Annotated in this window: 11 protein-coding genes; 7 read left to right on the top strand and 4 right to left on the bottom strand. The window is 40.1% G+C overall.

Features of this window, described 5'->3' with window-relative positions:
• Positions 1-97: 97 nt before the first annotated feature.
• The 3 genes from G611_RS14040 (at position 98) to pyk (ending at position 5967) form a co-directional block, all read left to right on the top strand.
• Positions 98-2518 carry a glycoside hydrolase family 9 protein gene (locus G611_RS14040; RefSeq protein WP_051195092.1) on the top strand — a complete coding sequence of 807 codons (2421 nt, stop codon included), beginning with the start codon at positions 98-100 and terminating at the stop codon, positions 2516-2518.
• 35 nt (positions 2519-2553) lie between these two features.
• Positions 2554-4362, top strand: a complete 1809-nt coding sequence (locus G611_RS0105550; RefSeq protein WP_028242782.1) for a cellulase family glycosylhydrolase — start codon at positions 2554-2556, stop codon at positions 4360-4362.
• A 192-nt stretch (positions 4363-4554) separates the two neighbouring features.
• The gene (pyk, locus tag G611_RS0105555) at positions 4555-5967 is read left to right on the top strand and encodes a pyruvate kinase (RefSeq protein WP_028242783.1); all 1413 of its coding nucleotides are present in this window, start codon (positions 4555-4557) and stop codon (positions 5965-5967) included.
• Positions 5968-6175: 208 nt separating this feature from the next.
• On the opposite strand, the gene G611_RS0105560 is transcribed toward pyk, so the two are convergent.
• Entirely contained in the window at positions 6176-6382 is a 207-nt protein-coding gene (locus G611_RS0105560) for a helix-turn-helix domain-containing protein (protein ID WP_028242784.1), read from the bottom strand.
• Between the two features lie 253 nt (positions 6383-6635).
• On the opposite strand from G611_RS0105560, the gene G611_RS15235 reads away from it, so the two are divergent.
• Complete coding sequence (locus G611_RS15235) at positions 6636-8750, top strand: hypothetical protein (protein ID WP_028242785.1); 2115 nt, start codon at positions 6636-6638, stop codon at positions 8748-8750.
• A gap of 1019 nt (positions 8751-9769) precedes the next feature.
• On the opposite strand, the gene G611_RS0105570 is transcribed toward G611_RS15235, so the two are convergent.
• Both G611_RS0105570 and G611_RS0105575 read right to left on the bottom strand, forming a co-directional pair.
• Positions 9770-10207: a DUF2442 domain-containing protein gene (locus G611_RS0105570; RefSeq protein ID WP_028242786.1), complete on the bottom strand. Its 438-nt coding sequence runs from the start codon at positions 10205-10207 to the stop codon at positions 9770-9772.
• Between the two features lie 9 nt (positions 10208-10216).
• On the bottom strand, positions 10217-10471 hold the full coding sequence (locus G611_RS0105575; protein WP_028242787.1) for a DUF4160 domain-containing protein: 255 nt from the start codon (positions 10469-10471) through the stop codon (positions 10217-10219).
• A 940-nt stretch (positions 10472-11411) separates the two neighbouring features.
• Here G611_RS0105575 and G611_RS0105580 point away from each other — a divergent pair.
• Together G611_RS0105580 and G611_RS16000 are read left to right on the top strand one after the other, a co-directional pair.
• Positions 11412-11867, top strand: a complete 456-nt coding sequence (locus tag G611_RS0105580) for an NUDIX hydrolase (protein WP_028242788.1) — start codon at positions 11412-11414, stop codon at positions 11865-11867.
• Positions 11868-11955: 88 nt separating this feature from the next.
• Positions 11956-12087 carry a hypothetical protein gene (locus G611_RS16000; RefSeq protein ID WP_278244502.1) on the top strand — a complete coding sequence of 44 codons (132 nt, stop codon included), beginning with the start codon at positions 11956-11958 and terminating at the stop codon, positions 12085-12087.
• Between the two features lie 34 nt (positions 12088-12121).
• Here the strand turns inward: G611_RS16000 and G611_RS0105590 are convergent, their stop codons facing one another.
• A complete protein-coding gene (locus G611_RS0105590; protein ID WP_028242789.1) occupies positions 12122-13453 on the bottom strand; it encodes a carbohydrate-binding protein in 1332 nt (443 codons plus the stop codon).
• Positions 13454-13730: 277 nt separating this feature from the next.
• Between G611_RS0105590 and G611_RS15715 the strand changes: the two genes are divergently transcribed.
• Positions 13731-13871: a hypothetical protein gene (locus G611_RS15715; RefSeq protein ID WP_155942251.1), complete on the top strand. Its 141-nt coding sequence runs from the start codon at positions 13731-13733 to the stop codon at positions 13869-13871.
• Positions 13872-13889: the final 18 nt, after the last annotated feature.

Below are 13889 nucleotides of genomic sequence, written 5' to 3' on the forward strand. Positions count from 1 at the left end.
CATATTCTTTATTAAGTTATACAAATGGAGAGGGGATATAAAGACATCAAGCGCGCGGATGTCATTATATATAATTATTAAGGAGGGATATGTTACTATGCATAAGTTTAGTAAAACTTTTTGCAAAAAGGCTTTGGCCTGCTCTTTGTCAGTATTCATGGTTGCTACGGGGGTAAGCTTTCCATCAGTGAAGGCTGATGCAGCCGGAAATTACAATTATGGTGATGCTTTAGCAAAATCATTATTGTTCTATCAGTTACAGGAATCTGGAAAGTTGTCAGAGGAAACACTTTCTAGAACAAACTGGAGAGCAGATTCAGGCTTAAAAGATGGTTCAGATTTTAATTTGGATTTGACAGGTGGTTGGTATGATGCCGGAGATAACGTAAAGTTTAATCTTCCAATGGCATACTCATCAATGGTTTTAGGATGGTCATACTTGAACAATCCTGAGGCTTATCAGAAATCTGGTCAGGCAAAATGGATGCTTCACGATATCAAGTGGGCAAATGACTATTTTGTAAAATGTAATCCTGATTCAAGCACATACTTCTATCAGGTAGGTGACGGCGGAAAAGATCATGGTTTCTGGGGCGCACCTGAATTAGTAGAAGCAAAGATGGATAGACCAGCATTTAAGGTAGGCGATACCGCAGCTAATGGTGGTTCTTGTGTTACAGGTGAGGCAGCTGCATCTCTTGCAGTAGCATCTTTAGTACTTAAGGACACAGATCCAGCAAGAAGCGCAACTTATCTTGCACATGCTAAGACACTTTATGGCATGGCAGATAGAGCTAAGAGTGATAAGGGTTACACAGCTGCAAGCGGATTCTATACATCTTACAGTGGATTCTATGATGAGTTAGCACTTGCAGGTTGCTGGTTATATAAGGCAACAGGAGATAAGACATATCTTGCAAAGGCTGAAGAATATGCAAACAACTTTGGAACAGAGTTCCAGGGTGGAGACGAGATGGCATATTCTTGGACAATGTCATGGGATGACACACACATGGGAGCTTGCTTACTTTTAGCAGAGCTTACAGGAAAGGATAAATATTACACACCAATCGAAAACAGTATTGATTGCTACAATGGTAAGAAGCCAGGCTCAAACCCTGTAACAATCACACCTGGCGGACTTTCATTCTTAAGCGAATGGGGTTCAGTAAGATATGCATGCAACCAGGCATTCATCGACACAATCTACTTAGGATTAGAGAAGGCTGATAGCGAGCATATCGCTGGTGCAAATGCATATATTGAAAGAACAATCAACTACGTACTTGGCAGCAATGGTCAGAACTTTATGGTTGGCTATAACGCTCAGTCACCAAAGAATCCTCACCACAGAGCTGCTCATGGTTGCTGGTCTAACAACCTTAACGCTGCACCAGAGAATTCAAGACATACACTTGTTGGTGCTATCGTAGGTGGACCTGGTTCTGCTAACGATTCATACAAAGATGTTAGAAGTGATTATCAGGCAAACGAAGTAGCTTGTGATTACAACGCAGGTTTCACAGGTGCTTGCGCTTACCTCTATGAGAAGAACGGTTTTGGTACAGTTGTAACTCCATCTGCAATCGAAAAGACAGATGGTGCAGAGTTTACTCTTAAGGGTGGAATCAACTGCCAGGACAAGAACAATGCAGTTAACTTTGTTGAGCTTAAGACAGTTGTTGAGAATCATACAGCTTGGCCAGCAAGAGTTACAGATAACTTAAATCTTCGTATGTTCTTTGATTTAAGCGATGTTATTGCACAGGGTCATTCAGCTTCAGATATGAAGGTTTCTATGACTTACAATCAGCATCCAGTAAAGATTTCTGAGTTCAAGGAATCTGACCAGAAGGGTATTTACTATATCGACCTTAACTTAGCAGGCGCTCAGATTTACCCAGGTGGACAGAGCGAGTGCAAGTGCGAGCTCCAGACAAGAATCACAGCTCCTGGCAAATGGGATTTCTCTAAGAGCCCTTGCATCACAGGTCTTGGCGGAACAAGCAATTCACAGATGTCTACACCAAGCGGAATGCAGCTGTTCGAAGGTAGTAAGCTTGTGCTCGGTGATGAGAATATCGTTGCTCCAGAGCCAGAAGAGCCAGAGCCAGAAGAGCCAGAGCCAGTTGAGCCAGAACCAGTTGACCCAGAACCAGTTGACCCAGAACCAGTTGACCCAGAGCCAGTTGACCCAACACCAGTAGATCCACAGCCAGCAGCTACAGATTTAACAGCTGATTACACAATCAACAACTGGGGTTCAGGTTACCAGGTACTTATCAAGGTAAAGAACGATACAGCTACAAGAACAAATTCTTGGACATTAAAGGTTAACAAAAATGATGTTGGTATCGACACAAGCTGGAACGTAAACATCGTCGAAGATGGTGATTACTACATCATCACACCAATGAGCTGGAACTCAATTATCGAGCCAGGTCAGGCAGTTGACTTTGGTGTTCAGGGATCAACACACATTGGCGACAAGGTTGAAATCATTGCACAGGGTAAATAATTTAAATTTGGTTTTTTTGAGGAGGAGCGCATTAAATGCATAGAAGAGGAAATGCTTTTTGTAAAAAGGCATTCTTAGGGGTTTTATCAGCTTCACTAGTACTTAGTGGAGTGAGCATTCCAAAGTATGCTGCACTTGCAGCAGAAAAAGGACTTGTTTCAGACTACACAATCAACAATTGGGGTTCAGGCTATCAGGTCCTTATAAAAGTTAAGAACGATACAAACAAGCGTGAAAACGGCTGGGCTCTTAAGATTGATAAGAGTGATGTAGGTATTGATTCAAGCTGGAATGTAAACATAAAAGAAGCTGACGGTTATTATGAAATCACTCCTATGGAATGGAATTCAGTAATTGAACCAGGACAGTCAGTAGAATTTGGTATTCAGGGTTCTAGCCACGTTGGCACAGCTATTGATATTTCAATAGATGGACAGGGACAGGCAGTTACACCAGAGCCAAGTACTCCAGAACCAGTAGAGCCACAGCCTTCTGAACCAGAGGTCCCTGATAAGCCAGAGCCAACAGAGCCTGAAATACCAGATGTTCCAGACAAGCCAGAGCCAACAGAGCCATCTGAGGCTGTTGTAGGAGATGACTGGCTTCATACAGATGGAGCAAGAATCTATGACAAAAATGGTCATGAGGTTTATTTAACTGGTGCTAACTGGTTTGGTTTTAACTGCTCAGAGCGCGTATTCCATGGCTTATGGAGTGCAAATATGAAAAACGTTGTTGAGGGTATGGCAGATCATGGCATCAACCTTGTAAGAGTACCTGTTTCAACAGAGCTTTTATTGGAATGGAAGTCAGGTAAGAATGTAAAGGTAAACGTAAATACCTATGCAAATCCTGAGCTCAAGAGAGCTGATGGCTCAGATATGAGCTCAAGAGAAATATTTGATACATTCGTAAAGCTCTGCAAAGAAAATGGTATCAAGATTATGGTTGATTGCCACAGCGCAGATGCCAACAATTCTGGCCATAATTACAATGTTTGGTATGGTCCTAAGGGCTTCACTACCGAGGATTGGATTGAAGGTTGGACATGGTTAGTAAATGAGTATAAGGATGATGATACAATTGTTGCTTGTGACCTTAAGAACGAACCACATGGCAAATTCTCCCAGGCAGAAGCAGTAGCAGCTAAGTGGGATGATTCAACAGATGAAAACAACTGGCGCTACGCTGCCAGCCGTTGTGGCAAGGCAATTCTTGATGTTAATCCAAATCTTCTTATTATGGTAGAAGGTACAGAAGAAACACCAAGACCAGGTTACAATTTCAACTCTGGTACACAGAATCCTAATGCTACCGAGGATGAACTTAAGTATTATGGTGGATGGTGGGGCGGAAATCTCAGAAACGCTGGAAAGTATCCAGTTGATTTGGGAAGCCATCAAAGTCAGTTAGTTTATTCTCCACATGACTATGGCCCACTTGTTTACAAACAGGTTTGGTTCGATAAGGATTTTACAGAGCAGACATTGCTTGACGACGTTTGGTATGATAGCTGGTTCTATCTTCAGGATCAGGAAATAGCTCCTCTTCTTATTGGAGAATGGGGTGGTTTCATGGATGGAGGCGATAACGAAAAGTACCTCAATCTCATGGCAAACTTTATTGCTAAAAACCACATCAACCATACATTCTGGTGCATTAATCCTAACTCAGGTGATACAGGCGGACTTCTCAAGGACGACTGGATGACATGGGATAATGCAAAATATAATATGATGAAGAAGACTCTTTGGTCTGATTCAAAGACAGGTAAGTTTGTAGGTCTTGATCATGAAGTTCCTTTGGGAAGCAATGGTGAGACAGTAACTACATATTATAACTAAGCAAAAAAGCCTTGCTAGATATTATCTAGCAGGGCTTTTTTTAACCATTTTTGCTCTAAATTTGATTGTTAATCTTCTGTTAATATTTTGTTAAAAAAATGTTTATTTTGTTTACTATCCCATGAATAAGTGTTAATATAAATTGGGTTAAATTTTAGCTATAGTAGTAGTTAATATAGAAGGAGTGTTGAAATGAGAAAGACAAAGATTATTTGTACAATCGGCCCTGCATCAATGAACGAGGAGACTCTTACAGCCATGGCTAAGGCTGGTATGAACGTAGCTCGTATGAACTTCTCTCATGGTGATCATGAGGAACAGGGAATGAAGATGGATTTAGTTAAGAAGGTTCGTAAGAAGCTTAACCTTCCTATCGCTATTCTTCTTGATACAAAGGGACCAGAGTACCGTATTAAGACATTTAAGGACGGTTCTGTTACTGTTAAAGAGGGTGACACATTCATCTTTACAACTGATGATGTAGAAGGTGATCAGACACGTGTTTCTGTAACACATAAGAACCTTCACAAGGATCTTAACATTGGTGATACACTTTCAGTATGTAACGGTATCGTATTCTTTGAAGTTACAGATATTAAGGGACATGATGTTATTACAAAGTGTACTGCAGGCGGTACTATGTCAAACAAGAAGTCTATGAGCTTCCCTAACAAGGTTATGTCAGGCCCATACCTTTCAGAGCAGGATAAGAAGGATATCTTATTCGGTATCGAGAACGGCATTGATTTCGTTGCTGCTTCATTCGTATCTACAAAGCAGGATATGATTGAGCTTAGAACTTTCCTTGATGAGAACGGTGGTAAGGATATCGTTGTTATCGCTAAGATCGAGAACCAGCCAGGTGTTGACAACGTTAAGGAAATCCTTGAAGTTGCTAACGGTATCATGGTTGCTCGTGGTGACCTTGGTGTTGAAATCCCATTTGTTAACCTTCCAGCAGTTCAGAAGGAACTTATTTCAACAGCTCGTTCACTTGGAAAGAGCGTTGTTACAGCTACAGAAATGCTTGAGTCTATGATTTCTAATCCACGTCCTACACGTGCTGAAATCTCTGACGTTGCTAACGCTGTATATGATGGAACATCAGCTATCATGCTTTCAGGTGAGTCTGCACAGGGTAAGTACCCAGTTGAAGCTGTTGCTACAATGGCAGAAATCGCTGAGACAACAGAGAAGGATATCAACTACGAGAGACGTTTCCACAAGGAAGATATGGAAATCGTTTCTACTCCAGATGCTGTTTGCCACTCTACATGTTCAATGGCTATCGATGTTAACGCTAAGGCAATCGTTGCTTGCACAATGTCAGGTTACACAGCTAAGCGTGTTAGCCGTTTCCGTTGCCCAGTAGATGTTATCGCTATGACAACAGACAAGAAGGTTTGGTTAAGACTTGCTCTTAGCTGGGGTGTTACACCAGTTCTTGTTGACAAGTACAAGTCTCTTGATGTTATGTTCGAGCGTGCAGTTGAGCGTACAAAGGAAATGTTAGGCCTTAACGAAGGTGATATGGTAGTTCTTACAGGTGGCCCAATCAACGGTTCTGTAGGTAACACTAACACAATCAAGGTTGAGACAATTTAGTATAATAGATTAATTAAAGGCTTCCCGAGGGAAGCCTTTTTTGTAGCATTCATTTCACAGACTATTCACACAACTTACATTGTTTTGACAAAGTTTTCAGTTAATATATACTCATCTCGAGAGAGATACAATTTTTTCATAACATTATTCTCCCTTTTGAAAGAGACGCTCCGCTGGCGTCTCTTTCGTATGTTATATAAAAAATTTTTTATTTCTTTTTGTCACTTCTACCTACTAAGTAATCTAAGCTTACATTATAATAGTCAGCCAACATAATGGCGTAGGATAGTGGAAGTTCACGTATTCCCTTTTCATATCTTCTATATACCTCACGTTTGCAAAACAGAATATCTGCAACCTGTTGTTGTGTAAGGTCGTGGTCTATACGTAAATCTTCAAGTCTTCTTAGTAGCATTCATCGTCCTTCCTTAAGGGTTTATTCCTATTTATAGACGAGAAGTCTGTAAACAAGGTGATAAACATCTTAAAAGTGTGAAAATTATGTTAAATAATTGTTTTTCTTTAGACAATGCTACCAAACAGTGGTATAGTACATTTAAAGATGCTACCAAAAGGTGGCGAAAAAATTTTACTCTTTCATGCTACCAAACGGTGGTATTTGTGGTTACGTGAGGGAGGAATAATAATAACAGGAGGGACTTTACACTATGACTAGAAACAAGAAACTAGTAAGACTCATGGCAGCAACAATCGCTGCAACAACTGTCGCTACATCAATGCCAGCGTTAGCAGCATTTGATGCAAATTACTACGCAAAGCAGAATCCAGACGTAGTAGCTGCTGTAGGAACAACTCCAAAGGCTTTGGAGAATCACTACAACACATTTGGCAAAAAGGAAGGTAGAGCAGCTAGTGCTGAAGACCTTGCTAATTCACCACTTCGCCAGATTTTCGACGCTAAGCTTTATGCTCAGCTTTATCCAGACGTAGTAGCAGTATTCGGAACAGATGCTAATGCATTATTCCAGCACTTCATGACATTTGGTATCAATGAAGGACGTAAGATTAACCAGTACTTCGACGTAAATGCTTACAAGGCAGCTTACCCTGATCTTGCAAAGGCATTCGGCGATAATACTGCAATGTACTATCACCATTTTGTTACATTCGGCATCAAGGAGCACCGTACACTCGGCGGCTTCCCTGCTGAGAACATCCTCCCAGGCGGAGTAAAGAAGGCTACAGCTTCCGCTTCATCAGGCGGCTCTTCAGGCGGCTCAGGCGGCGGTAGCGCAAGCTCTGGTGGTTCTTCAAGTGGTGCCGTAACACCAGGCGCAGGCTTGCCTACAAATGTAGCAGCAACACCAGCAGCTGTTGCAAGTGCTAATGCAGCTGTTAAATCTGCATTAGGTGATTATTACACTGCATCAGTTGATGAAAATACAGGTGAAGTAACATATACAGCGAAACAAAATGCAACTATATCTAAAGAGGATAAGGATGCATTAGTTGCAAGTGCTCAGTCAACCTATCAGGCGGCTAAGGCTGTTAATACAGCAGCTCAGGCTAATCTTGCAACAGCAGTAGCAGAAAAAAAAGCTGCAGACAAAGCATTGGCTACAGCTGAAGAGGCCGTAGAAAATAGTAAGACGGAGGGTGTTAAGACTTTTGTTGGTACACAAACCCAAGTTAAGGCAGTCGCTGATGCCCAGAAAACTTATTATGATAACCTTGGTAAATTGGATGATGCAAAAGAAGTTCAAGCTGAAGCAGCTAAAGCATTAACTGAAGCTCAGGCTACTGCTAAAACTGCCAAGGCTAATTATGAAACAGCTGTAAAGAATGCCAAGGATACTTACGTAGCAGTAAGTGGCAATCCGGCTTCATATATTGCTGAAAAAGATGATAATCAGATTATGACAGCATTAAATGAATTAGCTGGAGGTAATACCAATACAACTGTTACCTCTGCCGATAAGAAAACTGCAACAAATAATAAGAGTGTAGGCGCTGGAACAGAAACTGTTAAACCAATAATTGGTAAAGATGGTACTGTTTCTAAGGCTAATTATGAGGCAGCTATTGAAAAAGCAACTGCTGATGCAGAAGCAACAGTATTAGAAGCTTATCAGTTAGCATACATTAATAGTAAAATTACAGCATTGGAAGCCTCTGATTTTGAAAATAATAAATTGACTGATGCAGGAAAAGAAAAGCTTGCAGGTTTAGGTCTTACTGATTCTCAGCTGGCTAGCATTACTAACAATACAAGTAATTTGAGCACTTTGGTAGCTGATAATAAGAAGGCTGTGACATCTACAGTTATAGGAAATTACAAACCTTCAAGTGGAGATTATAAAGATAAGACTCTTGCAGAATCACAGGAAGCCAAAGTAGAAACTGATACAAAAGCAATTGATACTCTAATTGATCAATATACTGCAGCTCTCAGTAGAGAAGACCTTTATAGCTCAATTCAGACTTATGAAGCAGCAGATACTGCATTGAATGGTAATAATGGAGCAGTTAAAGCTAAAGCTGCTGCTGATGAAGGCGTTAAAAAGGCTGAAAAGGATGTTAGCGATGCATCGACAGCTATAACTGCTGCAGAAGAAGCTAGAGATGAAGCATATGCTAAGGCAGAAGTATCAGGTAATGCCGAGCTTGCAACACGTGATACAGCACAGGCGATAGCAGCAAAGGAAGCATACGATGAGAGTGTTGCAAATAAGGCTGCAAGCGAAGCTGAATTGAATCAGACAAACGCAAAGAACGCATATAATGCAGCTACTGAGATTAAAGTTACAGATACTGCAAATTAATATGACGGTTTTCATATTGATACTGATTCATTTGTAAACAGAACACCATAGGGGTGAGTATGTTTTGTTGTGACCCCATAACGAAATCATTATAGGGGTATAATTGTTTCGTGTCTTATATAATTGTCACACGGTAGTGGTGACGCAGGAATGGGGGATTTGGCGAAAGCTGAAGTAAACTTTCATATCAATACTAATTCCTTTATAGCGGAGCGCCCTTCGGGGCGCTCTTGCTTTATGTGTGCATATAAATAGGCATACCTCCGCGCAACCTCTTCTGGCTGTCTCCCTGCTTTATGTATGGATTCTGTCACAGAAACCCCAGAAAATCCCCAAAGCACGTCGACGCTGTGACAGAAAACCAATTCATTGCACAAATCCTGTCACACAGTCTACTACAAATGTAATTAACTCGTTGTCTTTGTGACACTATCTACTGTAGAAATCTCATATTCCATCACCTGCTATATCATTCATCCCTATAGTCATACCCAAAGCCTAGATACTTAGATAAATAGGCATACCACCCGCGCATCCATTCCTCTGTCACCAGTGTAAAATAAAAGCAAAAGCACGCACCAGAGCCAAAGTATTCCCAATGCGTGTCCTAATCAGCTCCCTCATACACGCAGGAGAGCAAGAAAGAGCCTGGTGCGTGCCGTAGGCCGTAGTTTCATACACGCAGAAAAGCGAAAGTCATCTCAATGCGTGTCTTAAGTAGCTACCTCAGACACGCAGGAGAACAATAGTCTTCTGTGTGCGTGTCACAAGCGTCCCATCCCGACACGCAGGAGAGCAAGAATCACCCATGTGCGTGCCATAAGTAACTAATCCATACACGCACGAGAACGAAGCCTATCCATCTGCGTGTTTATGCCAGGTCTCTTAATAAGTTAATCACTTCGCAATTCCTTAGCTACACATATAAATAGGCATAACCACCGTGCATCGTGCCGCTGGCTAGAAAAAATAAAAAATGCAGAATTGCCATACTTGAAGGTAATTCTGCATTTTTTAAATTAGCTAGCCTTTGGCTCACCGTATACTCTTTTCATAGATTCATATGAAATGACCCATTGTTTTCCAAATTTACATACATCAATTCCTAGAATGAACTTTCCGTACATAATGGCATGTCTGAGGGTACTTTCGTTTAATCCCCACATTTCAGTGGCATCTCGTAGTGCCATAAGTCCATCAAAAGGAGAATTAATTTTCACACCATTTTCCCATAGTTCATCACATGAAATATCTAGCTCATCATTCCATACTATGCCGTATCCGCCAATATCAATTTTTGCACTTTTGAATAAAGTGGCATTAGCAATCAGCTCATTGAACATCGGATATTTTTCAGCGAGTGCTTTAATATCGTATAGTTTTCGTTGACCTTCGACGAACAAGACATTTAATTTATAATCATCAGTGACTTGAATATCTTTAATTTTATGAAACATAAACGCCTCCTATTCTAATGGGGGGATTTTTACAAATTCTTGTGTCTCCCATATTTTCAGTAATTCATTTCGGTGTAAAGAAGTCCATTTAAGTACTAATTGAAGTACGCGTAAAGGTAAATCACCTTCTATAACTTCGTTTTTTTGAAAATCAATAGCTGCAATCTGATCACCGTAAATAGCGTGAATATGTGGTGGATTGTGTTCACTGGAAAGAAAATACATTCTAATCACAATACCATTAAATCTTGATATAACTGGCATAACATTACTCCTTGTCAATATTATATCACGGTATCGTGAATTTACAACTGATATACATAGATATTTTGCTATCTCTGTCATAAAAGATAATAGGCATAACCACCGTGCAACATGCCGCTGGCTGTTCACATTTGCATGCTGAAAAAATAAAGTATGACAAATGTGGCTATATCCTTCAGTCATACTTCATATCAAGGTGTTCAAGGGTGATATCGCATTTTAAAGTATGACTTTTGCCGAAATCTAAGAAAATATACGCAAAATGACTGATGGAGGTACGCTTCATCTTCATTCAGAGTATGACACCATAGAAATAAGCAAAAAGTCATACTCAAAACTATACAAAACACCTTAACCCGACTGTCTTCAAGTATGACAACATTAAAAACCGGCATATAGTCATACTTCAAAACGCAACCTGCCGCAAATGTGCACCGCACCCCGCCAACCCTGCAGCCAAGCAAGTCACTAAAAAAATAGGCATAACCACCGTGCATCCACCGCTGGCTGTCAACAAAAGTATAAGAAGAAAAGGAAACTCCAATTTTATACGAGAAATCCAAGAATTAACGTGCTTAAAGAAGAAAAAAGTATAAGAATCAAGCGGTATCGCTGGTCTTATACTTTTTACATGTTGCTGAGAGCCTTTATAGCTATAAAAAAGTATAGAATCAGCAAAAAACTTTCTGTATATACTTTTGACAAAGCTAATCAAAGCTATAGGGCAAAAATAAGTATAAAATCTTAGAAAGCGGTTGAATATTATACTTATCGCGGCAAGCGCCCAAGAATAGCATAACGTCACCACAAGGGATAATAGGCATAACCACCGCACCCCACCGCTGGCTGTCACCCTGGTTAAGCAAAAGAAATGCGGGAGCCAAAACAATGGAAGAAGATGATATAATTAGGCTAAGGCAAAAGAAAAGGAGAAAATCTCATGACATTTACAACACTATGCTATCTGATAAAGGATAATAAATATTTAATGCTGCATCGCACTAAGAAGGAGCATGATATTAACGCGGGGAAGTATATAGGTGTTGGTGGTCATGTGGAAGAGGGGGAGTCTCCAGCGGATTGCATAAAGCGAGAGATATTTGAAGAGACTGGGCTGACAGCGGGAAAGGTTACTGCCAGAGGATTCATTACCTTTGTTATGGGAGATGTTACTGAACATACAATGCTTTACACTTGTGATGATTTTACAGGTGAGGTGAAAGCTGACTGCAATGAAGGGGAATTAGTGTGGGTTGATATAGATAAAGTGCCAGAACTTAACCTTTGGGAAGGTGATAAAGTATTCCTTGAAAAATTAAATTCAAAAAGAGATTATTTTACTGTTAAGCTAATTTATGATGCTGCCGATAATCTAATCGGTGTGGTTAATGAATAATATTTCTTGTGTGACAGTTATGTGACAAATTGAATGTTATTATTCTTTCAGAAACAATAAATAATACATATTTTGGAGGGAATTAAAAATGGTTGTAGGACAGATCATCAATTGCAGTACAGTAGATGAAGTTATCAGAAAGGCATTTGAGCTTAAGGATAAGGGAATAATGACAGAATTTATATCCTGCTGTCGACTAAGAGTTGTTTGCATAGGATAAAGTTGGGGCTGTTCGAAAACAGCCCCATTTATATTTATAGAAGGATGAAGTTTAATGTGTTACCAATTGAACCGGAACCGTTAAGTCCGAATGTAGCGTTGCCGTTAGCGCCGATTGTGCTATTCCATGTCTCAGGAGTGAATACGTAGTATTCGCCTTCTTCAGCAACCTTTGCACACCAGCAATTGTCAACAGTAATATCAGATTTCTTAATCTTTAAAGTCCAGTTATTTACTGTAGTTGTAGAATTGTTTACAACCTTGAAGTTTACAGTGTAACCTGTTCCCCAGCTATTGATTTCATACTGAAGACCTAAGTCAGACTCTGCAGGAGTAGGATCAACAGGAGTAGGATCAACTGGTGTTGGGTCTACAGGAGTAGGATCAACTGGTGTAGGGTCTACAGGTGTAGGATCCTCAGGAGTTGGCTCTGGCTTTGTTGGAGGAGCCATTACCTTCCATGAATCTAAGTAAACTGTTGCGCCCTTAAGTGTTGATACGAAATAAAGGTCATGTTTTCCTTCGATACCAGAAGCAACCTTAACAGTCTTTGTTGAGAAATCTCCGGCGTTTAATTTAACATTTGAAACTACCTGGCCCTCTGGGCTGTCTAAACGAACTTCAAGAATGCCAAGCTTTGAAGCCTTAGCTGTAACAATAAAAGCAGCAAGACCTTCAGAGAAATCTACATTCTTAACTGCAGCATAGCCGTTAGAACGGATCATAGCACATCTTGTGTTATCAACAGTAATAGCAACAGCTGCCTTCATTTCCTGTGAGTTCTCACCCTCTACAGTTTCATAAGGATTAACTGTTCCTGTAAGGATAGAAGGGTCTGCAGGTGTAGGATTACTTGGGTCTACAGGAGTAGGCTCTTCTGGAGTAACTGGCTGCTGACCAGGAGGGAGGAGAGCTTTCCAAGAATCGATGTCAGTCTTTCCAAGCTTACCTACAAAATATAATGTGTGATGACCTTCTACCTGCTTTGCAGCAGCAGAAACCTGCTTGAAAGCACCATTTGTATTTCCAACTCTGAATGTGCTGATTAAATCGCCATCAGCTTTGTCAAGATGTACTTCGAACCATGTAGGTGCGTATGTACGAACGTTTGCTGTAAGTGAAACAACACCTGAAGTGAACTCAAGTGGAACAGTAGAGAATGAATCGCCACTCTCTAATCCTGAAATGTATTTTAAGTTGCCTTCAGTTGCAACATCTACACCGTTTTTTGTAGCCGTTACTTCGGCTTCAAGTGTAGAATAAGGGCTAATTTTTGGTACTGCGAAAGCTGTGATACTAGTCACAGAAGATGCCATAAGTCCAAGAGCTAAAGATGCACTTAGAAGGCTTTTGTGTAATTTTCTCATAGGATGAACCCTCCATTCATTTTCTTAATCGTTTTCGAGCTCGAGCAAGATTATCGTAACAATTTTGTAACAACTTAGCTTTGCAATAATTGCTATTTAGATATTAAAAATTGCTGTAAATAAACATAAGTATGCTATTGAGTAATATTAGACAAAATAGTATTATAATACATATATATATTTACTTAATAAGATGAAGGGTTTCGTGTGACATATATGTGACATATGAAATGATAAACTCTTTTTCAGAACAAATGTTAAAGTAATATTAGGAGGTATGAAGAAAATGGTAGTAGGACAGATTATTAATTGCTGTACAGTAGACGAGGTTGTTAGAAAGGCTTTCGAGCTTAAGAACCAGGGGATTATTACTGAATTTGTAGCAAATAATGCGCTACGCGTCGTAGCTGTAAACTAAGTGAACAATTATTAAAAA

This window comes from Pseudobutyrivibrio ruminis AD2017 (genome assembly GCF_000424305.1).
Lineage (GTDB): Bacteria > Bacillota > Clostridia > Lachnospirales > Lachnospiraceae > Pseudobutyrivibrio > Pseudobutyrivibrio ruminis_B.